The organism is Cyanobium sp. ULC082 (assembly GCF_977927535.1).
On record NZ_OZ376398.1, the window covers coordinates 395049 to 417221 of the forward strand.

The 22173-nt window shown below is 67.9% G+C and carries 22 protein-coding genes; 15 read left to right on the forward strand and 7 right to left on the reverse strand.

Annotation, left to right across the window (positions count from 1 at the left end):
• Positions 1-38: 38 nt before the first annotated feature.
• Complete coding sequence (locus ACXMDY_RS11425) at positions 39-1115, forward strand: NAD(P)-dependent alcohol dehydrogenase (protein WP_259702361.1); 1077 nt, start codon at positions 39-41, stop codon at positions 1113-1115.
• Here the strand turns inward: ACXMDY_RS11425 and ACXMDY_RS11430 are convergent.
• Together ACXMDY_RS11430 and ACXMDY_RS11435 are read right to left on the reverse strand one after the other, a co-directional pair.
• Complete coding sequence (locus ACXMDY_RS11430) at positions 1070-2773, reverse strand: SulP family inorganic anion transporter (protein ID WP_259702360.1); 1704 nt, start codon at positions 2771-2773, stop codon at positions 1070-1072. The genes ACXMDY_RS11425 and ACXMDY_RS11430 overlap by 46 nt on opposite strands.
• 43 nt (positions 2774-2816) lie before the next feature.
• Positions 2817-3725 (reverse strand): urease accessory protein UreD, encoded by a 909-nt coding sequence (locus ACXMDY_RS11435; protein WP_399244152.1) that lies wholly within the window; start codon positions 3723-3725, stop codon positions 2817-2819.
• A gap of 117 nt (positions 3726-3842) precedes the next feature.
• Between ACXMDY_RS11435 and ureE the strand changes: the two genes are divergently transcribed.
• From ureE to ACXMDY_RS11480, 9 genes are all read left to right on the forward strand, one after another.
• Positions 3843-4331, forward strand: coding sequence for an urease accessory protein UreE (gene ureE, locus ACXMDY_RS11440; RefSeq protein WP_259702359.1), 489 nt, complete (start codon positions 3843-3845; stop codon positions 4329-4331).
• Complete coding sequence (locus tag ACXMDY_RS11445) at positions 4321-5040, forward strand: urease accessory protein UreF (protein ID WP_259702358.1); 720 nt, start codon at positions 4321-4323, stop codon at positions 5038-5040. Before ureE ends, ACXMDY_RS11445 begins: the two co-directional genes overlap by 11 nt.
• Before the next feature lie 60 nt (positions 5041-5100).
• Positions 5101-5724, forward strand: coding sequence for an urease accessory protein UreG (gene ureG, locus ACXMDY_RS11450; RefSeq protein ID WP_259702357.1), 624 nt, complete (start codon positions 5101-5103; stop codon positions 5722-5724).
• 154 nt (positions 5725-5878) lie between these two features.
• Positions 5879-7201: an urea ABC transporter substrate-binding protein gene (gene urtA, locus ACXMDY_RS11455; protein ID WP_259702356.1), complete on the forward strand. Its 1323-nt coding sequence runs from the start codon at positions 5879-5881 to the stop codon at positions 7199-7201.
• Positions 7202-7324: 123 nt separating this feature from the next.
• Positions 7325-8482 carry an urea ABC transporter permease subunit UrtB gene (gene urtB, locus ACXMDY_RS11460; RefSeq protein WP_259702355.1) on the forward strand — a complete coding sequence of 386 codons (1158 nt, stop codon included), beginning with the start codon at positions 7325-7327 and terminating at the stop codon, positions 8480-8482.
• Positions 8483-8485: 3 nt separating this feature from the next.
• A complete protein-coding gene (gene urtC / locus ACXMDY_RS11465; RefSeq protein WP_259702354.1) occupies positions 8486-9661 on the forward strand; it encodes an urea ABC transporter permease subunit UrtC in 1176 nt (391 codons plus the stop codon).
• Positions 9658-10455, forward strand: a complete 798-nt coding sequence (gene urtD / locus ACXMDY_RS11470) for an urea ABC transporter ATP-binding protein UrtD (protein WP_259702353.1) — start codon at positions 9658-9660, stop codon at positions 10453-10455. The genes urtC and urtD overlap by 4 nt, the downstream gene beginning before the upstream one ends.
• Complete coding sequence (urtE, locus tag ACXMDY_RS11475) at positions 10452-11210, forward strand: urea ABC transporter ATP-binding subunit UrtE (protein WP_259702352.1); 759 nt, start codon at positions 10452-10454, stop codon at positions 11208-11210. Before urtD ends, urtE begins: the two co-directional genes overlap by 4 nt.
• Before the next feature lie 13 nt (positions 11211-11223).
• On the forward strand, positions 11224-12537 hold the full coding sequence (locus ACXMDY_RS11480; protein WP_259702351.1) for a chloride channel protein: 1314 nt from the start codon (positions 11224-11226) through the stop codon (positions 12535-12537).
• Here ACXMDY_RS11480 and ACXMDY_RS11485 read toward each other — a convergent pair.
• The 3 genes from ACXMDY_RS11485 to queC are packed head-to-tail and all read right to left on the reverse strand — an operon-like array spanning position 12461 to position 15338.
• Positions 12461-13324: an aminotransferase class IV gene (locus ACXMDY_RS11485; protein WP_259702350.1), complete on the reverse strand. Its 864-nt coding sequence runs from the start codon at positions 13322-13324 to the stop codon at positions 12461-12463. The genes ACXMDY_RS11480 and ACXMDY_RS11485 overlap by 77 nt on opposite strands.
• A complete protein-coding gene (locus ACXMDY_RS11490; protein WP_259702349.1) occupies positions 13321-14616 on the reverse strand; it encodes an anthranilate synthase component I family protein in 1296 nt (431 codons plus the stop codon). The genes ACXMDY_RS11485 and ACXMDY_RS11490 overlap by 4 nt, the downstream gene beginning before the upstream one ends.
• A gap of 26 nt (positions 14617-14642) precedes the next feature.
• Positions 14643-15338, reverse strand: coding sequence for a 7-cyano-7-deazaguanine synthase QueC (queC, locus tag ACXMDY_RS11495; RefSeq protein ID WP_259702348.1), 696 nt, complete (start codon positions 15336-15338; stop codon positions 14643-14645).
• A 73-nt stretch (positions 15339-15411) separates the two neighbouring features.
• Here queC and ACXMDY_RS11500 point away from each other — a divergent pair, with 73 nt between their 5' ends.
• On the forward strand, positions 15412-15942 hold the full coding sequence (locus tag ACXMDY_RS11500) for an ecotin family protein (protein ID WP_457767624.1): 531 nt from the start codon (positions 15412-15414) through the stop codon (positions 15940-15942).
• 15 nt (positions 15943-15957) lie between these two features.
• Here ACXMDY_RS11500 and ACXMDY_RS11505 read toward each other — a convergent pair whose 3' ends face one another.
• On the reverse strand, positions 15958-18048 hold the full coding sequence (locus tag ACXMDY_RS11505; protein ID WP_457767625.1) for a serine/threonine protein kinase: 2091 nt from the start codon (positions 18046-18048) through the stop codon (positions 15958-15960).
• An 8-nt stretch (positions 18049-18056) separates the two neighbouring features.
• Positions 18057-19103 carry a cysteine synthase A gene (locus ACXMDY_RS11510; protein ID WP_457767626.1) on the reverse strand — a complete coding sequence of 349 codons (1047 nt, stop codon included), beginning with the start codon at positions 19101-19103 and terminating at the stop codon, positions 18057-18059.
• A 100-nt stretch (positions 19104-19203) separates the two neighbouring features.
• Here ACXMDY_RS11510 and egtB point away from each other — a divergent pair, with 100 nt between their 5' ends.
• The 4 genes from egtB to ACXMDY_RS11530 are packed head-to-tail and all read left to right on the forward strand — an operon-like array spanning position 19204 to position 22172.
• Positions 19204-20442 (forward strand): ergothioneine biosynthesis protein EgtB, encoded by a 1239-nt coding sequence (gene egtB, locus ACXMDY_RS11515; protein WP_259702521.1) that lies wholly within the window; start codon positions 19204-19206, stop codon positions 20440-20442.
• Entirely contained in the window at positions 20439-21419 is a 981-nt protein-coding gene (gene egtD, locus ACXMDY_RS11520; protein WP_259702522.1) for an L-histidine N(alpha)-methyltransferase, read from the forward strand. The genes egtB and egtD overlap by 4 nt, the downstream gene beginning before the upstream one ends.
• Positions 21416-21640 carry a hercynine metabolism small protein gene (locus tag ACXMDY_RS11525; RefSeq protein ID WP_259702523.1) on the forward strand — a complete coding sequence of 75 codons (225 nt, stop codon included), beginning with the start codon at positions 21416-21418 and terminating at the stop codon, positions 21638-21640. Before egtD ends, ACXMDY_RS11525 begins: the two co-directional genes overlap by 4 nt.
• Positions 21641-21650: 10 nt before the next feature.
• Positions 21651-22172: a hercynine metabolism protein gene (locus tag ACXMDY_RS11530; RefSeq protein ID WP_259702524.1), complete on the forward strand. Its 522-nt coding sequence runs from the start codon at positions 21651-21653 to the stop codon at positions 22170-22172.
• The last annotated feature ends 1 nt before the right edge of the window (position 22173 follow it).

Below are 22173 nucleotides of genomic sequence, written 5' to 3' on the forward strand. Positions count from 1 at the left end.
GTGTATGCTTTGCTTACGTTGTAAGTAGTGGTGAAGTCATGGCGGTTCACGGCAGGGCGCAAGCGCCGCAGACAGGCAGCAACCAGGCCGGCGGCTCCACCCCGCTCCCCGCCACGATGCAGGCGATCACCCAGGAGATCTACGGCTCGCCGGCGGTGCTCTCGCTCCAGACGGTTCCTGTCCCCACGATCGGCCCCCAGGAGGTGCTGATCAGGGTTCACTCCAGCTCTGTCCATGCCGGTGACTGGCATCTGATGCGTGGTGAACCCTTCCTGGTGATCCGCCTGCTGTACGGAGGCCTGCGCCGGCCGAAGATCCGGACCCTCGGCTGTGATGTGGCCGGCACCGTGGTGGCCATCGGCAAGGGAGTCAGCCGCTTCCAGCCCGGCGATGCGGTGTTCGGCGATCTCTCTGAGTGCGGCTTCGGCGCCTTTGCCGAATACGCCCGCGCCTCTGAATCATCGGCCCTGGCGATCAAACCGGCCTCGGTCGGATTCGAAGCCGCCGGCACGGTGGCCTGCTCGGCCCTGTCGGCCCTGCAGGGCCTGCGCGATCTGGGCCGACTTGAGGCGGGACAGAAGGTGCTGATTCACGGAGCCGCCGGTGGGGTGGGCTCCTTCGCGGTGCAGATCGCCAAAGCCTTCGGCGCTGAAGTGACCGGCGCCTGCAGCGCCGCCAAACAGGCCATGGTGCGCTCGATCGGCGCCGACCACGTCATCGACTCGGCCGGGGCGGATTTCAGCGCGGATGGCCGCCGCTACGACCTGATCCTCGATACGGCGGCCTTTCGGCCCCTGGCCGACTTCCTGCCGGCCCTGACGCCATCCGGCACCTACGTGCTGGTGGGTGGCTCGATGGCGCGTTTCTTCCAGGTGATGCTCTGGCAGGGACCCTGGATCTGCCGCACCAGCCGCCGCCGGGTTGCCGTGCTGGCCTCGAACCCCAATCCGCTCGATCTGCAGGTCCTGGCCGATCTGCTCGAAGCCGGCAAGATCACGCCGTTCATCGATCGCCGCTGCGGCCTGAAGGACGTTCCCGCGGCGCTGGCAGCCCTTGAGCAGCGGCAGGTTCAGGGCAAGGTCGCCATTGCGGTAGGCGCTGAACCGGCCTCGTAGCGCTCCACCGCCGTCTCCACGTTGAAGCAGAGGCGCTCCGGACCGAGGGTCCTGCCCAGCTCCGAGTGCCGCACCACCCGCAGACTGTCCGGATTCAGCCCGGCCAGCCAGAGGCTCACGCCCTGCTTCCGTTGCTTGCGCTCCGCCTCGGTGAGCCGCTTCAGGGCGGAATACTCGATGTCGATCACGGCGCTGCAGTCGATCACCACCACCCGGGGCTCGGCCCGCTCGATCAGCGCCTCCATCTGGGCCCAGACCGCCTGGGCATTGGCGAAGAACAGCCGCCCCTCGGCCCGCAGCAGCAGCAGACCCGGCCAGGTCTGGTCATCCGGGTGGGCGGGGTGGTGGCCCAACCTGGGTCTGAACACATCCGTGCCCCGCTTGCGGGCCAGCACGTAGACCCGGGGATTCATTTCCTGCTGCGCCAGCGCCAGCAACGACACGATCACCGCCACCAGAATTCCGCGCAGGGTTCCCAGCAGGGCTACGCCGGCGCAGGCGATCAGGGCCCAATGGAACTCAGTGACCCGCACCCTGCGGATAGCGATGAAATCGGCGGGAGCGATCAATTCAGCCGAATACACCACCACCACAGCGGCCAGAACCGCCAGGGGCAGCCGGGCAATCAAAGGAGCCAGCAGCAGCAGGGTTCCCATCGCCACCGCCGCCGTGACCAGCTCGGCCAGCTGGGAGCGGGCACCCGCCCTGCGGTTCACGGCGGTCTGGGTGGTGCCACCGCCGGCGGCCATGCCACCCAGCAGCGCCCCACCGATGTTGGCCAGCCCGAGGGCGAACAGTTCCTGGTTCGGGCGCGGCTGGGGTTCCTTGCTGCTGGCGAAGGCGCGGCCGGCGGCGATGCTTTCGGTGAAGCTCATCAAGGCGATACCGGCGGCGGCCGGCCACATCCGCTGCGCCAGAGCCAGCTGCGGCAGGGTGAGGCCGGGCAGTCCCGGGGACACCGGGCCGACGGTGGCCACCCCAAGTGCTTCCAGCTTGAACAGGGCCATGGCAGCGAGGGCAACCGCGATCGCCGCCAGGGGTGCCGGCAGCCCCGGCGCCAGACGGGGCAGGCTCAGCAACAGCCCGATCGACAGAAGCGACAGGACCACTGTGGGCAGCGAGGTCTGCGGCAACTGGCCCACGACTGCGCCGATGTCGGCAAAGAAGCCGGCCCTGGTGATGGGAACGCCGAGCAGCTTGGGCAGCTGATCCACCACGATCACCAGGCCGATCCCCGACTTGAAGCCCACCAGGACTGATTCGGAGATGAAGTTGGCAACGAAGCCGAGCCGCAGCAGCGCAGCCAGCAACAACATGGCTCCCACCAGGGCCGCGAGCGTTGCACTGGCCACCAGCAACTCCGCCGGCGCCGCCCCCGGGACCACCCTGTTCAGCTCAGCCCCGACCAGGATGGCCAGGGTGGTGGTGGTGCTGACGCTCAGGGGCCGCGAAGACCCCAGCAGGGCGTACACCAGCATCGGCACCAGGGCTGTGTAAAGCCCCACCTCCACCGGCAGGCCGGCGATCGTGGCGAACGCCATCGCCTTCGGCAGCACCACCGCCGCTGTCGTGAGCCCGGCCAGCAGATCGCTCCGCCTCCACTCCGGCCGATAACGGCGGATCCAATGCTCCCAGGGCAGGAATGCCGAGCCACTCATCCGACACCTCCAGCCGACAGGCACCCGGCTGAAGCTTGCCTGGTCAGAGCGACGGGAGTGTGGCGCCGGAGGCGGCGATCAGCGGCGCCTCCTGAAACGGCCACACCCGGGGCAACTGCGGCGCGGCCAGGCCGCGCTCCGCCCGGATCCGGGCCCAGATCCGCGTGAACCAGAAGCGGGCCGCCTGGCTGGAGGGTCCCCGGTAGCGAGCGACGAGACCCTGCTCCAGGCGGCCGCAGGCCATCTCACCGGCGAGGCCGGCGCGATCGGCGCGGCAGTGCTCGATCAACCGCTCACTCAACGGCATCGGCGCAGCCCACACCAGGCTGCCGAACACCGGCAGGCCATCAAGGCCATGGTCCCCCTCCAGGCTCTCGCCACCGAGCTCGAGCCGATCCGCCACGCTCCACCGGCCCTCGCGGCGGATCTCCAGCAGAGAGCGCCAGCGGCCGCTGCCAAGCTGCTCGCCGTCGGCGCTGCGACCCAGCCGCACCACCTCGGCCCCCAGCCAGCTGGCCCCGGCCGCCAGCTCCACCCGGACGACCTGTTCAAAGAGCCCGCCGGCAAACACAACCAGCTCCTGGGGCAGCCATTCCAGATCAGCCCCTTCCGCCAGGCTGCAGGCCAGTTCCTGGCGGGCCCAGCGGCCCTGGGGCGTCAGCCGGGAGCGGCCGATCGAACCGTAGATCTTCTGGGCCGCCACGCTGGTGATCAGGGCACGGCTGCCGGCTTCGAGCGCCACCTGAATCGAGAGTTCATCCCCACCCACCAGGCCGCCGGCTGTGTGCAGCAATGGCAGCTCACAGCGACCATCCGCAGCGGCGAAGGCCTTCTGGAACTTGAGCGGGGCCGTGGTTCCACCCTGGTGGATGGTGGCACCGCCGGGCGTGGAACCCCGATGAAAGAGCATCTGGGCGCTACCACGCCAGGAAGCAAGGGGAGCTGGAGTCATCCTGGTGATCGTCGACGCCGGATCGGTCGATTCCCGTATCGATTGCCACCGTTCCGACCCAGCGGTCTGGCGATGGTGGCGGATCATTCCCTGGTTTCCCTTGCTGCAGATCCGCCCGTGAGCGCCCAAGCCAGTTCTCCGGTCCTGCTGGAACGGCGGCACGACCAGCCTGCCCCGGGAATCCAGGCCCTGCGGCTGCCGCTCAGCGCCGACCAGCGCAGCAGCCTGCGGGGCCACCGCCGCAGCGCCTGCGGCAGGGACCTGCTGCTGCAACTTCCCCGTGGCAGCGCCCTGCTGCCAGGGGAGGCCCTCAGCGACGCTGCCCAGGTCACCGTGGTGATCGTGGAGGCGGCGGCTGAACCGCTGCTGCTGGTGAGCAGCTCCGATCCCCTGGCCCTGCTGCAGGCCGCTTATCACCTGGGCAACCGCCATGTGGCCATGGAACTCCGGCCCGGCCAGCTGCGGATCCTGCAGGACCCTGTGCTCGAGATGCTGCTGCGCCAACGGGGCCTGAGCGTGGAGCCTCTCACCGCTCCGTTCCTGCCGGAGGCGGGAGCGTATGCCGGCGGCGGGGATGGGGGAGGCGGCCATCAGCATGACCACTGATTCCCGCCCGCACCTGTGGCAACTGCTCAGCCCCGCCCTGCCAGTGGGCGCCTTCAGTTATTCGGAGGGGCTGGAGGAGCTGGTTCAAGGCGGAAGGCTGGGAAACGCCGAGGCCCTGCGGCGCTGGCTGGAAGCGGAGCTGTGGCGAGGGGCGATCACGATCGAAGCGGCAAGCCTGAAGCCACTCCAGTCCGCCCTGACGAGCTGGCGCGACGCGGAGGACCGGAACGATCAGCTGGCCGCCGCCGCCGCCGCATCCGACCTGCTCGATCGCGACGGCTGGCTGCGGGTCCTGCGGGAGGCGCCGGAGCTGCGGGCCCAGCAGTGCCAGATGGGCCACTCCCTGCTCCAGCTGCTTGGCGAGCTGGGCTGGCCGCTGCCCGGCAACGGCCACGCCATCAGACCGGCGCGCCTGGGCTGGCCAGCCGCCTGGGCCTGGGCGGGCCTCTGCCTGGAGCTGGAGCTGGAGGAGCTGGTCGAGGCCTATCTCTATGGCTGGGTGGCCAACCAGGTGAGCGCGGCTGTGCGCCTGATCCCGCTCGGTCCCACCCAGGGACAGCGGCTCCAACTGGCGATGGCCAGCCTCCTGGGCGAGCGGGCCATCGCCCTGGTGAACGCTGATCCGCATCAGCTCTGGAATGGCGGCGTGGGGGCAGGGATGGCCCAGCTCCGCCATGCTGAGCTCTATTCCCGTCTGTTCCGCAGCTAGCGCCACACCAGCCACCCCGATCACCGTTTAGAACCCGATCCACCAGGGAGGAATCGTGGGATGAGCAAGTTGCGCCTGGGGGTGGCCGGGCCGGTGGGTTCCGGCAAAACGGCCCTGGTGGAAGCTCTCTGCCGCCGGCTGCGTGATCGCCTTGAGCTGGCGGTGGTCACCAATGACATCTACACACAGGAAGACGCCCAGTTCCTCACCCGGGTCGGGGCCCTGGAGCCCGAGCGGATCCGGGGCGTTGAAACGGGGGGATGTCCCCACACGGCCATCCGCGAAGACTGCTCAATCAACCGGGCGGCGGTGGAGGAGCTGGAGGAGCGCTTTCCCAACCTGGATCTGGTGATGGTGGAGAGCGGCGGCGACAATCTGGCCGCCAGCTTCAGTCCCGAGCTGGTCGACCGCTGCATCTACGTGATCGATGTGGCGGCCGGCGACAAGATCCCGCGCAAGGGCGGCCCGGGCATCACCCGCTCCGATCTCTTGGTGATCAACAAGATCGATCTGGCGCCGATGGTGGGCGCGAGCCTGGAGGTGATGGAGCACGACACCGGGCGGATGCGGGGCGGCAGGCCCTGGTGCTTCACCAACCTGCGCAGCGGCGAAGGGGTGGAGCAGGTGGAAGCGTTTGTGTGGCAGCAATTGCCACAGCTGGCCGGTGCCGAACCGGAGCACTGAAGCGATCAGCCAGGGCGAGCGGAGCGCTCCAAGGACAGCAGATCCTCAAAGTGTTCCAATCGCTACAAGGTGTTCATGGCAACAGTCGATACGGTCCTGTACCGCCGATGAGCGGACCACTCTTCAGGAGATTGACCAGATGAAGCCAAACTCGATGCAGCTGACTCGCCTGCGGCAGGCCTCGCTGCAAAAGGTTTCCCTCAGGATTCTTGGTGGCAGCCTGGCTCTGGCCACCAGCATCACCCTGGCCTCCTGTGGGGGCGGCGCCGAAAAAGCCGCTGATGGAGGCGGTGGTGAGTTCGACGGTGAAGTGAAGGTGGGCATCCTTCACTCCCGCTCCGGCACCATGGCCATCTCCGAGAACACGGTGGCCGAAGCCGAGCTGATGGCGATCGAGGAGATCAATGCCGCCGGCGGCGTCAAGGTCGATGGAAAGAAGCTGAAGATCGTGCCGATCGAAGAAGACGGAGCCTCTGACTGGCCCACCTTCGCCGAGAAGGCCACGAAATTGATTGATCAGGATCAGGTCGCCGTGGTGTTCGGCGGTTGGACCTCAGCGAGCCGCAAGGCGATGCTGCCGGTGTTCGAAGCCAAGGATCACTTTCTCTTCTATCCGATTCAGTACGAGGGCCAGGAGTGCTCGAAGAACATCTTCTACAGCGGCGCCACCCCGAATCAGCAGGCTGAGCCCGCCGTGTCCTGGCTCCTCAAGAACAAGGGCAAAGACTTCTTCCTGGTTGGTTCCGACTACGTGTACCCACGTACAGCCAACACGATCATCAAGGAGCAGCTCAAGGCTGAGGGAGGCAACCTGGTCGGCGAAGACTATCTCCCCCTCGGCAACACCGAGGTGGCACCGATCATCGCCAAGATCAAGCAGGCTCTTCCCAAGGGCGGCGTGATCGTCAACACTCTGAACGGCGACAGCAATGTGGCCTTCTTCAAGCAGATGAAGGCAGCCGGGATCACCCCTGGCAATGGCTACGCGATCATGAGCTTCTCGGTCGCGGAAGAGGAAGTGGCCGCCATCGGCCCTGAGTACCTCGAAGGCACCTATGCCGCCTGGAACTTCTTCCAGAGCCTCGACACACCTGCCTCCAAGAAGTTCACCGCCGACTTCAAGGCCAAGTACGGCGAGAAGCGGGTCACCAATGATCCCGCTGAATCCGCTTACAACATGGTCTACCTCTGGGCCAAGGGTGCTGAAAAGGCCAACAGTGTCGATGACAACAAGGTTCGGGAAGCCTTGATCGGGGTGAAGTTTGATGCTCCCCAGGGCCCGATCGAAGTGCAGCCCAACCACCACACCACCGAACTGGTGATGATCGGTGAGGTTCAGAAAGACGGCATGTTCAAGATCATCGAGAACCAGGGCATCGTCAAACCGCTGGCCTGGAACCAGTTCGTGCCCGAAACCAAGGGATACACCTGCGATTGGACCCAGGACCGCCCCGACGCGGGCAAGTTCAAGATGTGATCGGCCAACCGGCTTGATTGCTCAGGGAGCTGCTTTGCTCCCTGAATTCCAGGCCGCACCTTTTCTACGGGTGCGGCCTCTTTTTTCAGACCCATTCCTATCGCAGGTCCCCAACGGGACGCCATGGATCTTCTCTACGAAACGCTCTTCAACGGCCTGGCCATCGGCTCCGTGCTGGTGCTCGCCGCCCTCGGTCTTGCCGTTGTCTTCGGCCTGATGGGCGTCATCAACATGGCCCATGGCGAGTTGATGATGCTGGGGGCCTACACCACCTATGTGGTGCAGAACCTCTGCAAGGAAGGTCCTCTCGAAGCGCTCTTCCCCATCTACATCCTGGTGGCCATCCCCCTGGCCTTCCTGGTGAGTGGCCTGGCCGGACTGCTGCTGGAGAAAACCGTGATCCGGCGCCTCTACGGCCGGCCGCTGGAAACCCTGCTGGCCACCTGGGGGGTGAGCCTGATCCTGCAGCAATTCGTTCGCTCGGTATCAAGCGCCTTCATGGTGGGCCTGGTGCTGGCCGTGGCGATCGGGCTGCTGCTGCCGCGGTTCACCCCCAGGCGCTGGTGGGAGCAACGCTGGACGCCGATCATCGGCGTCTCCAGCTGGCTTGTGGCTGGCCTGGTCGGGATTCTGGCCGCATCTGCCCTGGGCACGAACCGATCCATGGATCAACCCTGGTTCAGCGCCCGCAACCTGGATGTCAGTGCGCCCGATTGGCTGCAAGGGGCAGTTGATGTCGGCGGGGTCACGATGCCCACGGCCCGTCTGTTCATCATCGCCTTGAGCCTCGTGGCCCTGCTGGCGGTCAACTGGTTCCTGCAGAAAAGCGTCTGGGGGATCAGGATCCGCGCCGTCACCCAGAACCGGTCAATGAGTGATTGCCTCGGCATTCCAACCCAGACCGTCGATGCCCTCACCTTCCTGGTGGGCTCCGGCCTGGCCGGTGTGGCCGGCGTGGCTGTGACCCTGCTCGGATCCGTCGGCCCGAATCTGGGCGGCAACTACATCGTCGACTGCTTCATGGTGGTGGTGCTCGGCGGGGTCGGCAAGCTGCTCGGCACCGTGGTGGCAGCTCTGAGCATCGGGGTGCTCAGCTATGTGATCGGATCGGGCTCGCTGCTGCTCGTCTGGCCGACGATGCCAGCTGGAATGAATGAAGTGATCACCTTCTTCGCCACCACCTCAATGGCGAAGGTTCTGGTGTTCATCCTGATTGTGGTGTTCCTGCAGTTCAAGCCAGCCGGGCTGTTCCCCCCCAAGGGCCGCATGGTGGAGGCCTGAGCCATGACCGCTACCTCCCCATCCACCCTTCGCCGCTGGTTGCCCTGGGTGCTGATCGTGGCAGCCGGATTGATTCTGCCGGTGCTGCTTCCCCCCTTCCGCCTCAACCTGCTGGGCCGATTCCTGTCCCTTGGCATCGTGGCCCTGGGGATCGATCTGATCTGGGGTTTCACCGGCATGCTCAGCCTCGGCCAGGGGATCTTCTTTGCCCTGGGCGGCTATGCCATCGGCATGTTTCTCACCCTCGACAACCTCGAGCCCGGCAAACTGCCTGAATTCTTCGACCTGTATGGCGTCAAGGAATTGCCCGGCTTCTGGCAGCCCTTCAACTCTCCGGTCTTCACCTTTTTCGCGATCTGGGTGATTCCTGCCGTGGTGGCGGGGTTGCTGGGTTTTCTCGTTTTTCGCAACCGGATCAAAGGCGTCTATTTCTCAATCCTCACCCAGGCTGCCCTGCTGGTCTTCTTCAATTTCTTCAACGGCCAGCAGAAACTGATCAACGGCACCAATGGCCTGAAGACCAGCACCGCCCAGATTTTCGGACAACTGGTTGGCTCCGATCTGATGCAGCGCTACATCTTCATGATCACCGTGGTTCTCACCGTTGCGGCCTGGTTTCTCTGTCGTTGGCTCACCACCGGTCGATTCGGCGATGCCCTGATCGCCATTCGCGATGACGAACCGAGGATGCGGTTCACCGGTTACAACCCCACCACCTACAAAACCCTCGTCTTCGCGGTGGCCGGCGGGCTGGCCGGTATCAGCGGAGCCCTGTACACCGTCCAGTCCGGCATCATCTCGCCCCAGTTCATGGCTGTGCCCTTTTCAATCGAGATGGTGATCTGGGTGGCCGTGGGTGGCCGTGGCACCCTGATCGGCGCGGTGCTCGGAGCCGTGGTGATCAACTACGCCAAGAGCCTGGTCAGTGAGCAGCTGCCTGAAACCTGGCTGTTCATCCAGGGGGGCCTGTTCCTTCTGGTGGTCACGGCCCTGCCCGATGGACTGGTCGGCTGGTGGCGGCTGGGCGGAGTGGCCAAGCTGCAGGCGATGGTCGGCTGGCCTCCCCGCTCCCCCACTTACCCCGCCCTGGATCTTGATCCGGCCCTGCGCTCAGAAGCGGGCTCGATCGACTCCAGTGCAGAGCTCGAACCCATTCGGCCCCCGGGAGCACAACCATGACCAGTCGATCCGCCCCGAGCGCCGATCAACCGCTGCTCGAGCTCCGCTCGGTGAGCGTCAGCTTTGACGGCTTCTGGGCGCTCAAGGATCTCAACCTGAGCCTTTCCGCCGGCGAGTTGCGGGCGGTGATCGGACCGAACGGCGCCGGCAAGACCACCTTCCTCGATGTGATCACCGGCAAGGTGAAGCCCACCAAAGGCGACGTGATGTTCCGCGGTCGATCCCTGGTCGGCACCGCCGAGCACCGAATCGCCCGGCTGGGCATCGGCCGCAAGTTCCAGACCCCCAGGGTGTATCAGAACCTCACACCCCGTCGCAACCTTGAGCTGGCGGTGAGCGGCAATCCCTCGCCGCTCAACCTGCTGTTCGGTGGGCTCGATGCGAACGCCCGTGACCGGGTGCAGCATCTGCTCGGAGTGGTGGGGCTTGAGCCCTACGCCAATCAACAGGCCGGGGGACTGTCCCACGGCCAGAAACAATGGCTGGAAATCGCCATGCTGGTGGCCCAGGATCCAGACCTGCTGCTTGTGGATGAACCGGTGGCCGGCCTCACCGATGAAGAAACCGGTCGCACCGCCGATCTGCTCAAACAGCTCTCCGGTGATCACACCGTGCTGGTGATCGAACACGACATGGACTTCATCCGCGAGCTCGATTCCCAGGTCACGGTGCTGCATGAGGGCCACGTGCTGTGTGAAGGACCGATGGATGAGGTGCAGAGCGATCCAAGGGTGATCGAGGTGTATCTCGGCGTCGAAACCGACGATCTCGAAAGCGTGGAGGACATCGAATGACGACGACAACTGCTCCGATTCCCCTGCAGGAGGCCAGCGGTGAGGCTGGCAATCAGCTCACCCTGCGCGGCCTCAACGTCTATTACGGCGAAAGCCACATCCTCAGAGATGTCGATCTGAGCGTGAAACCAGCCCAGATGGTCTGCCTGATCGGCCTGAACGGCGTCGGCAAAACCACCATGCTCAAAACGATCGTGGGGCTGCTGCGGCAGCGCAGTGGCACCGTTGAGATCGGCGATCGGGAACTCTCCACCCTGCCGCCCCACCAGCGGGCCCGAGCCGGGATCGGCTATGTCCCCCAGGGCCGCGAGATCATCCCCCAGCTCACCGTGCGCGAGAACCTGCTGCTGGGCCTGGAAGCCCTGCCGGGGGGGCTCTCCCGCAACCGGCACATCGATCCGCTGGTGTTTGAGCTGTTCCCGGTGCTCGAGAAATTCCTGGCCCGCCGCGGCGGCGACCTCAGCGGCGGCCAGCAGCAGCAACTGGCCATCGCCAGGGCCCTGCTCGGCAAACCGAAGGTGCTGTTGCTCGATGAGCCCACCGAAGGGATCCAACCATCGGTGGTGCTCGACATCGAGCGGGCCGTCAAACGGATCATCGCCACCACCGGCATCAGTGTTCTGCTGGTGGAGCATCATCTCCATTTCGTGCGGCAATCCGATTGGTATTACGCCATGCAGAAAGGTGGGATCGTGGCCAGCGGTCCCACCAAGGCCCTGAGCAAGGACATGATTCACCGCTTCCTCAGCGTCTGAACGTCAAGCCGGAATGAGCTGGCTTCTCCTGTTGAGCCTGCTGCTGCTCGCTCCCCTGCTGGGCCTGGCCGCTCAGCCCTACCAGTGGCTTTCTGAGCTGGGTTTCAAGCTTCAGATGCTCTGGCCGCTCGGCAGCGGCCAGCCCCTGAGACCCGTGCTGCTCGCCGCTCCGCTGCTCGGCACCTGGGCCCTGGTGGTCCTGGCCAACGGTCCGCTGCGGCGGGGCGCTGGAGGCGGGGTGACCCCCGTGCTGGCCCTGCAGGAGGCCGGCAGCGTGAACCAGGCAGGCGCCAGCGCGGCGCGGCTCAGCCTCGGCACCCAGCTGATCCGGCTCCCCCTGCTGGCGCTCACGCACCTGGCCGGCCTGACGGTGGGAATCGAATCCCCCTCGGCGGCCCTGGGGGCCAGCCTGGTGCTGGCCGCCCGAAGGCGGCTGCCGCCGTTGCAGACCCTGCCGGAGCCTCTGCTGGCGGCAGCGGGCGGCGGAGCGGGGCTTGGGGTGGCCTTCCAGTCGGCCCTGCTGGGGGTGGCCTATGCCGCCGAGGAGCTCAGCGGCCGCCTCTCATTCCCCCTGGTGAGCAGTTGCCTGATTCTGGGCAGCATCGGGACCTTGTTCGCTTCAGGCCTCGGCGCCCCGGCGATGGATCTGCTGCCGATCCGCGCTGGCGTACCCCCGGCGGCGCTCTGGCCTGGTCTGGCCGCACTCGGCCTGGTCGGCGGCCTGCTGGGGGGGCTGTTCGTGCGCCTGCTGGGCTGGGGATCCCACTGGGTGGGGATCGGGATGCAGCGGCATCGTCTGCCGGTGACAGTGGCTCTGGGCCTGGCGATCACCTGCCTGGCCAGCCTCAGCGGGGGCTGGAGCCTCAACGACGGCCAGCTGCTGATGGTGCATCAGGTGCAGGACAGCACGACCCCGGTGCCGCTCTGGGTGCTCCTGCCCCGGGGTCTGGCCGCCCTGCTCAGCCTGAGCATCGGTGCTCCCGGTGGCCTCATCCACGACACCATGTCGCTCGGTGCGCTGCTCGCCTCGCCCTGGCTTGAGGGCCTTGGCGGGGTGGATCGATCGACACTTGTGCTCAGCGGAGCGGTGGCCCTGTTCAGCGGCGCCTGCCGCACCCCGCTGTTCTGCAGCCTGTTTGTTGTGCGGATCAGCGGTGATGCCTCCCTGCTGCCGGTGCTGCTGCTGCTGGCGGCTGTTGCGGCTGTGGTCGGCAGCTGGATGACCCCAGCCACCTGGAACGAGCTGCAGCTCAGCCGCTTCCGAGCAACGATCGCCAGAAGCGCTCCGGATCCGGCCCCACCGGCAGGGACCGCCCCGCCAGGCTGAGCACCGGCCGGCAGCCGAGGCTGTTGATCAACAGAGCCGCACCAAGCTGGTCCGGCTGAAGTGGGGCCTCCACGGCCAGGCCGAGCTCCAAGGCCCGGCCGCGCATCACCCCCGGCAGGCAGCCGGTGCTCAGGGGCGGCGTCAGCCAGGTTCCCGTTCCAGCCCGCAGCACGAGCAGGTTGGAGCTGGTGCCGCAACAGAGGCCACCGGAGGTGCTGAGCAGCAGGGCATCGTCGGCGCCGGCGGCGCGGGCCTCCCGGCGCGCCTGAACCATCGGCCCGTAGGCGAAGCTCTTGCAGCGGCTGAGCAGGCTGGCGGCATTGCGTTGTTCGCTGGCACTCACGATCAGACGAACCGGCTCGAAGCAGGGCTCAGCGGCGCTGAGCTGCAACCAGAACCGGGGCCGTGGTGACGCTTCATCCGGCCCGGGCAGATCCAGGCCGCGGCCAGCGCCGATACCCCGGCTCCAGTTGAGCCGCAGGGCACCGGTGCTGATGGCGCTGCGCCGCAGGGCCTCGGCCAGCAGGGGCTCCAGCCTGGCCCGATCGGGTGGCCGCTCCATCCCCAGCAGTGCCGCACTGGCCTTCCACCGCTCCAGATGCTCCGGGAGCAACTGCGGCTGGCCCGCGTCCACCAGCACCGTTTCAAACAGGCCATCGGCAAGCAGCAGGCCGCGATCGGCCAGGGGCAGCCCCAGCTGCACAGGCGAGCCCCACTGGCCCGGCGCAGCTGCCGCTTCAGCAGCGTCGGCCTCGGCGGGGCTGGCGATCCAGGCGATCGGCTTCATGCCAGGGCCTCCAGCAGAGGCCGGAGTTTCCAGCCCAGCTCCTCGGCCTCGCCGGCCGGATCGGAGTCGGCGACGATTCCGCAGCCGGCGTGAGCCCGCAGCCGGCGGCCCTGGAGCATCACGCTGCGGATCAGGATATTGCTGTCGAAACTGCCATCGGACCCAAAGCGGAACAGGGAGCCGCAGTAGGGCCCGCGCGCCACCGGCTCCAGCTCGCCCAGGCGCTGGCAGGCACGGATCTTGGGGGCGCCGCTGATCGATCCACCCGGCCAGCAGGCCCTCAGCAGGTCCACCACGGTGCAATCCCCCCGCAACTGCCCTTCCACCACCGAAGTGAGGTGATGAACCTGTCGGTAGCTCTCCAGCCCCACCAGCTGGGGCACCCGGATCGAGCCCGGCACGCAGACCCGGCCCAGGTCGTTGCGGAGCAGATCGACGATCATCACATTCTCAGCCCGGTCCTTGGGGCTGGTGATCAGCTCGACAGCGGCGGCGGCATCGGCGGCGACGGCGGCGTGGCGGGGGCGGGTGCCCTTGATCGGCCGGGTCTGCACGCGTCCATCGGCGCTCACCCGCAGGAAGCGCTCCGGCGAGGCAGAGAGCACGGCGGCGTCCCCGGCCACCACCAGGCCGGCGAAGGGGGCGGGGCAGTGCTGACGGAGACGGCGATAGAGCGCCAGTGGATCAGGAGGCTGCGCCAGCAGCAGCTCACAGCAGGCGGTGAGGTTGGCCTGGAACAGGTCGCCGGCGGCGATGCGCTCCAGCAGCTGCTCCACCTGGGCGGCGAAGGCGGTAGCGCTGGTATGCCAATGCCAACGGGCGGGATCGATCGGGATCGACGGGCCATCAAGGCTGGAGGACAATCCCAACGGCAAGGACTCGATCACGGAGGCCATTGCGCTGAGCAGCGCCTGATCGCTTCCCTCCAGCCAGACGTGCCGTTCCTGGAAATCGAACCGAAGCAGAGGGTCGTAGCGGGCAGCCCAGAGCGTGGCCATCGACGACGAACGCCAGTGGGACCCCTTCTCCACCCAGGCCCCGGCTCCATACGCCAACCATCCCAACCAGGAGCCTCCATCCTTCTGCATCCCCTCCAGGGCCGCAAACGGATCCGCGGAACCCGCTTCACCGGGCAAGCCTCTGCAGACCTGCACCTCCAGAGGCGCCAGGCCCAGGCTCCCCCAGCGGCCGAGGGCGGTGCCATCTCCATCCAGCCAGGCAAGACCATCGCGGCCCAGCCGCTCAGTGAGCCGCTCCACCAGGAACCATGGGTCCCTCCAGGGCAAAGCCATGGTCAACGCGCGCTCCGCGGACCGGCTCATGCAGAGCCTGATGGGGCCTCCAGCTGCCCCCAGGCACTGGCCAGATCCGGGCGGCCGGCCTCCCGCAGGGCCGCGTCGCGGATGCGGCAGCTGTCGCAGCGGCCACAGGGCTGCTCGCCGCCGGCGTAGCAGCTCCAGGTGGCCTCGATCGGCACCCCGAGCCGCAGGGCCTCCTGCACGATCCTGGTTTTGCTCCACTCCACCAGAGGGGCCCAGAGCCGGGCGCCATGGCCTTCGCGGCCGCTTCTGCTGGCCAGGTCGGCCAACTGCTGATAAGCGGCGAGGTAATCGGGCCGGCAGTCGGGGTAACCGGAATAGTCGATCGCGTTCACCCCGAGCACCAGCCGGGAGGCACCGCGGGCCTCAGCAAGGCTCAGGCCCAGGGCGATGAACACGGTGTTGCGGCACGGAACGTAGGTGGGCGGGATCACCCCTTCCTCCACGCCGGTGGTGGGCACCGGCGTGGAGGCATCGGTCAGGGCCGAGCCACCCCAGACGGCCAGGTTCACTTCAATCGTGTGGTGCTCCACCAGAGCCAGGTCCGAGGCCAGGGCGGCAGCGGCCTCCAGCTCCCGGCGATGCCGCTGGCCGTAGTCGAAGGACAGTCCGATCACCCGGTGGCCTGCCTCGATGGCCAGAGCAGCGGCGGTGGCCGAATCCAGGCCGCCGGAGAGCAGGGCGATGGCGATCAAAGGAGCAAGGCAGAGCCTGGGGCCATTCTGGTGCCTGCCGGGTCATGATCGTTCCGACCCTGCGGAGTGGCGGATGGCCTGGCGTTGGCTGCTGATGGTTACCGCGTTCAGCGGAGCGCTCGGTGGAGCGCTCGGTTTTCCCGCACCTGCAGGGGCGATCCCCCGGCTCGATCTCAGGCCCTATCCAGCGGCCGGCAGTGGAGAACAGCGCTGGGTGATTCAGTTGCCCGGTGTGCTGCCGCCAGCGGCGGACCCCGCCTTGTCAGCCAATCCGGCCGACTGGCGGGTAGAGCTGATCGTCGGCCAGGAGCGCCGGGTGGACTGCAACCGCCATCGCCTCGGCGGCCAGCTTAGCAGCGAACCCGTCAAGGGCTGGGGCTACACGGTGTTTCGCCTGGTGTCGCCGGGGCCGATGATTTCCACTCGCATGGCCTGCCCCCCCGGCGAACCGCTCCGCTCCAGCTTCGTCAAGGTCGGCAGCAAACCCTTCGTTCTGCCTTACAACGCCAGCCTGCCGATCGTGGTGTACACCCCGAAAGACATGGAGGTGCGCTGGCGGTTGTGGAAGGCGGAAACCCGCCAGCAACGGGCCGAGCCTCTCTGAGCCAGGAGGCTCAGCTCACTCCCGTGGTGCTGTCGGCGGCGGCGGCGGAGCCTGGGGAGCCGCCGGCGCCGGTGGCGCCGCAGGGGTCTGTGGCTGCTCTTCCCGTGGGGCAGGCGAACTGGCCGGCGGCGTTGCCGGCACCTCGACCGGTTCACCCGGCACCACCTCCACCGGCGCGGCCGGTGGCTCCGGCGGCGGAGCATCCGCCCGCAACGACAGGGTGATCATCGCCGGTGCCACCCCTTCGTTGTTGACCAGAAGCTGCACCTGGGAGCTTTCCAGCTTGCCGAGGGTCACCACCCGCAACGGACCCCTCGGCTCCAGCAGCGCCCCGCTGGAGTCGTAGAGGCTCATCTGCATCAGCGGCGAGCCGTTCACCCCCAGCGCCAGCCGATACCCCGGCGGCACCCGGATCGGGAAAAGGCGAGCGCCACCGGCCTCGATCTGGGCCGAAACGACCCTGGCCACGCCCGGTGCCGCCTCGATCGATTCGATCCGCAGGCTCTGGAGGGTCTGCTCGGCGGCGGCATACCAGAGCTGGCGCAGGGGTTCGGGTGGAATGGTCTGGCCGGAGCGGCCCGGCAGCAGGTTCTGAGCACTGCCCGACACCAGCTGACGCAGAACGGCCGGGCTCAGACCCTGGGCGGCCAGACGCCGTTGCTGGGCCTCCCAGTCGGCGGAGTTGAAATCACCGAGCTTGCTGCGCAACTGCAGCGGCAGAGATTCCACCCGCACCAGCCACTCCTCGGCCAGCTCGTTCCAGACCTTGCGGAAGGGGGCGTCCTCAAGCGAGTCAGCCGGCAGGCGACCACGGCGCTCGGGGAACTGGGCCAGCAGGCTGGCATCCACCAGCTTCAGAAACCAGCCACGGTTCACCTGCAGCGCCCGCAACCGGTTGAGCAGCTGCTGCCGTTGGTCGACCTCCGCCGGCGGCAGGCTGGCGGGAACCTCCAGCAATGGTTCCGATCCGGCGCTCGGCGGGGTGCGGCCGCGGCCCAGCAACCACCAGCCCAGGGTGATTCCCACAACGGCAGACAACACCAGCGCCACCACCACCGGCCATAGGCGTCCCTCCACGGCGTCCTCCTTGTCCTGCTGACGGCTGCGTGGCGATGGCCGGGGGGGTTGGATCGGTGGCGGCGCCGCCGGCCTTGACTGCGGTGCCGGCAGGACCGGCTCTGCCAGGGGCACGTCCAGGACCTGGGGCTGGATGTCCTCCTGCTGGACAGGCGCCGGAGGCGGATCGGTGGGCGGGGGCTCCGCGGCCGCGGGCACCAGCACCACGGTGCGATCGGCGCGGGGCACCGGTCCGGTGCTCTCCGGCATCGGCAGTTGCTGAAAGGCGGCAAGGGCCTGGGCCGCCGATCCGAACCGCCTGGAGGGATCGGAGCTAAGCAGGCGTTCGAGGGCGGCGCGGAAGGGCGGATCGAGAACCAGACCCGCCGGCCAGCGCCAGGACAGGCTGGCCGGATCCAGCAGCTGGGCGGGCTCTTCGCCACTGAGCATCACCAGGGCCACCACACCGAGGCTGTAGAGGTCCATCCAGGGCTGGGCCGCCTCGCCGCGACCCAGCTCCGGTGGGCCGTAGCCCGGTGTCGCGCCGGCCGGGGCGGTGGCCTGGCTGCGGGTCAGGCCAAAATCCAGCAACACCGGCAGGCCGTCCCGGTCGCGGCGCAACAGGTTGGCGGGGCTCAGATCGCCGTGGACCAGGCCCTGGCCATGCAGCACCGCCAGGGCAGGCAACAGCTGACGAAGCAGCAGCAGCACCTCACCGGCACCGAACACCAGCTGGCGCTCACGGCGGGAGACGATCAGGTCGTGGAAGCTGCGACCGCCCTGCCACTCACGCACGAACCAGAGATCACCGGCACGGCTGATCACCTCGCCGAAGCGCGGCAGCTGGGGATGGAGCACCCCCTGGAGCCGGGGCCAGAGAGCCTGCAGGGCGGCCTGGTCCTGATCCGGCCCCAGTTGTCGCAGAACCATCGGAGCGTCTGCCGCCAACTGATCGCTGGCCCGCCAGAGGGTGCCCTGGCCGCCCTGGCTCAGCTGCGCCTCGAGGCGATACCGATCGGCGATCAGCACGCCGGCAGCTGCGGCAGGCATGGGATCCATCAGGCCCCGCGTCGGGGCTGGCGGAGCCCCTTGGACGCCAGCCAATCGGTTGCGTAGAGGCGGGAGCGGTAGCGGTCGCCGCTGTCGCAGAGAACCGTCACGATCGTGTGGCCAGGGCCAAGCCGCCGGGCGGTTTCGACCGCCGCCGCCACATTGATGCCCACCGAGCCGCCCAGGAACAGGCCTTCGTGCCAGAGCAGGTCGTAGATCGTGTCGAGGGCGGTCTGGTCATCGATTCGAACGGCGTCATCGACCGGCGCCCCAGCCAGATTGGCGGTGACGCGACTGTTGCCGATCCCCTCGGTGATCGAACATCCCTCCGCCTGCAGCGCACCGGTGGTGGCCCAGCTGTGCAGGGCGCTGCCGTGGGGATCGGCCAGCACACAGCGCACCGCAGCCGAGCGCTCCTTCAGGAACAGGGCCACACCGGCATAGGTGCCGCCGGTGCCCGTGGCCGACACCCAGGCGTCGATGCGGCCGCCGGTCTGCTCCCAGATCTCCGGGCCGGTGCTGGCGTAGTGGGCGCGGCGGTTGGCCAGGTTGTCGAACTGATTGGCCCAGATGGCCCCAGGGGTTTCCGCGGCGATCCGGCCCGAAAGCTTCACGTAGTTGCTGGGATCGCGGTAAGGCACCGCCGGCACCGTGCGCACGTCGGCCCCCAGGCTGCGCAACAACTCGATCTTCTCCGCCGACTGGGTGTCGGGGATGACGATCAGGCTGCGGTAGCCGCGGGCATTGCAGAGGTGGGTGAGGCCGATGCCGGTGTTGCCGGCCGTTCCCTCCACCACAGTCCCGCCCGGCTGCAGTGCTCCGGACTCCTCAGCCTCCAACAGGATCCCCAGGGCAGCCCGGTCCTTGACGGAGCCGCCCGGGTTCATGAACTCGGCCTTGCCGAGGATTTCGCAGCCGGTGCGCTCGCTGAGCCGATCAAGCCGGATCAGCGGCGTGTTCCCGACCGCCCCCACGAAGCCCCGACAGATCGTGCTGCTGCGATCCAGCAACGGGCTGACCGCCGTGTTGCTGACCGCTGGCTGGCTGCTGCCCATCTCGCGGCCCTGAATCAAGTGAACGGACTGCGGCTGATCGTAGGGGCGGCGAGCCGGGACGCCTGAGACCCCTACGATCAGATCCAGCGAACCTCTGGCCATGGCCGCCTCCGCCCCGACCGAGGCCCTGCTCGAACGGCTTGAAGCCACCCGCCGTCGCAGCGAGGAGCTGGTCGAGGGCCTGGAGCCCGAAGACCTCGGCCTGCAGGGCATGGCCGAGGCCAGCCCGCCGAAATGGCATCTCGGTCACACCTGCTGGTTCTTCGAAACCTTTCTGCTGACGCCCCATCTGCCCGGTCATGTCCCTGCCGACAGCCGCTGGGGCTACCTGTTCAATTCCTATTACGACGCGATCGGCGCCCGCCATCCCCGCCCCGAGCGGGGCCTGCTCAGCCGCCCCACGATCGGCGAGGTGATCGCCTGGCGTCACCGGGTCGATGCCGGCCTCGAAGCCCTCGTGCACCAGTTCGCCCGGCTCAGTGAAGCCGAGTCGGGCCCACTGCTGGCTCTGCTCGAGCTGGGCCTCCAGCATGAACAGCAGCACCAGGAGCTGCTGCTGATGGACCTGCTCGACGGGTTCAGCCGCAATCCCCTCGAACCGGCTGCCTTCCCAGGGGCTGATGGACCTGAATCCAGCTACGGGGTCAGCCGGGTGACCGATCCTCTCCGCTGGCTGGCCGGCTCCGCCGGGCTCGTGGAGATCGGTCACCGGGATGGGGGTTTCCACTTCGACAACGAGGCGCCCCGGCACCGGCTCTGGCTGGAGCCCCACGAGCTGGCCAGTCGCCTGGTGCGCAACGACGAGTTCGCCTGCTTCATCGCCGATGGCGGCTACCAACGGCCCGAGCTTTGGCTGAGCGAGGGCTGGGAGACGGTCGAGCGGCACCACTGGCAGGCTCCCCGCTACTGGCGTGGCAGCGGACCCGCCGCGGGGTGGGGCTGGGAGTTCAGCCTGGCCGGCCGTCGGCCCCTGCATCCCGAGGCGCCGGTGCGGCATCTCAGCTGGTTCGAAGCCGACGCCTACGCCCGCTGGGCCGGCGTGCGGCTGCCCACGGAAGCCGAATGGGAAGCGGCGATCGATCAGGGAACCGCCCTGGAGCAGGTCCACGGGGTGTTGTGGCAATGGACCGCCAGCCCCTACCGCCCTTATCCGGGCTTCAGGCCCGCCGCCGGTGCCGTGGGCGAATACAACGGCAAGTTCATGAGCTCCCAGATGGTGCTGCGCGGCAGCAGCTACCTCACCCCGGCCGGGCATGGGCGCACCACCTACCGGAACTTCTTCCCGCCGGCCAGTCGCTGGATGGCGGCCGGCCTGAGGCTGGCCAGGGACAGCGCATGAACAGCACCCAGCCCCGCAGCAAAGACATCACCTTGATCGATCTGCACCCCGTGGCCGCCGACATGGAGCGGCTGGTGGTGGAGGGGCTCAGCCGGGTCCCGAAGCAGCTGCCCGCCTGGTTCCTCTATGACGCCGAGGGCTCGCGGCTGTTCGAAGCGATCTGCCGGCAGCCCGAATACCGGCTCACCGCGATCGAAACCGACCTGCTGCGCCAGGAGGCGGCGGCGATGGCGGCGGCGATGGGCCCGGGCATTCCGATCGAGTTCGGCGCCGGCAGCGCCCGCAAGGTGTCGCCACTGCTGGAGGCCCTGCCAGCCACGGCCTATGTGGCCCTGGACATCAGCTCCAGCCATCTGGCCGCAGCCTGCCGGGCCCTGCAGAAGCGCCATGCCCACCTTGATGTGCTGGGCATCTGCTGTGACTACAGCCAGTTGCAGGCCCTGCCGAACCATCCCCTGCTGGCGGGCCGGCGGCGGCTCGGCTTCTACCCCGGCAGCTCCCTGGGCAACTTCGACCCCGTCCAGGCCCGGGGGGTGCTGAGCCAGTTCGCCCGTCTGCTCGGCCCGGACAGCTGCCTGCTGATCGGCATCGATCAACCCCGCCAGGTGGCCAGCCTGGAGGCCGCCTACAACGATCGGGCCGGCTACTCCGCCGCCTTCGCCACCAACCTGCTGCTGCGGCTCAACCGCGACCTGAACGCCGGCTTCGAGCCAGGGGCCTTCACCTACCGCGCCCGCTGGCAGGCGCTGGAAAGCCGGATCGAAATGGCCCTGGTGTGCCAGGGGCCGCAACAGGTGGCGGTGGCCGGGCGAAACTGGAGATTCGCCGCCGGCGAAAGCTTGATCACCGAATACAGCTACAAGTACTCCCCGGAGGCCTTCACGGCCCTGGCAGCCGAGGCGGGCTGGCGCGCCGTGCGGCGCTGGAGCGACCCGAACGACCACTTCAGCCTCCACCTCCTGGAGCCACAGCGATGAGCAGGGATGACCAGCGGCGGGCCATGCGCGAGCTGCGCGAAGGACTGATCAACCAGCTTGAGGAGCTTTACCTCCAGGCCTTCGACGACATCAGCCGCCAGGACCTCGGCGAAGGGGCGATCGCGCGGCTCACCCAGCTGCTGCTCCGCTCCCGCGAAGCGGCGATCACCCCGCTGCACGAGGAGATCGAAGCTCCGCTGATCACCCGGGCACCGCAATGAACAGGTCCTGATGAGCGGCAGTTGGTTCGAGCAGCTTGAGGCCCAGCTGGATCGGCAGTTGGAAGCCTTCCTGAGCAGGAACCCCGATCAGCGGCACCTGCTTGATGCGGAGGAGCGGCAGGAGCGGCAACGACGCCTCAGCCACCAGCGCTTGCAGATTCAGATGCAGGCGGACTCCAGCCGCCAGGCGCTGCTGGAGCTGGCAGGGGAGATCACCCAGTGGCAGCAACGGGTGGGGCGGGCCAGGGCCGCCGGAGCCCTGGCCCTGGCTGATCAGGCCGAAGCCCACCTGCGCCAGTTGATGGGGCTTGGCCGCGACCGCTGGCAGGCCTTGCATGATCTGGGCAGCTCCTTGCGACAGGTGGAAGCCGAGCTGGCCGAGCTGCTGGAGCCGGACGGCCCGGCGGCCCCGAGCACTCCGGCCAGCCCGCCAGAGCCCGGGAGCCCCGACCTGGAGCAGGCCTGGGCCCGTTTCGAGAAGCAGCAGGACCTCGAGGACCTGCGGCGGAGCAGGAGCTCCCCAGGTTCCTGAT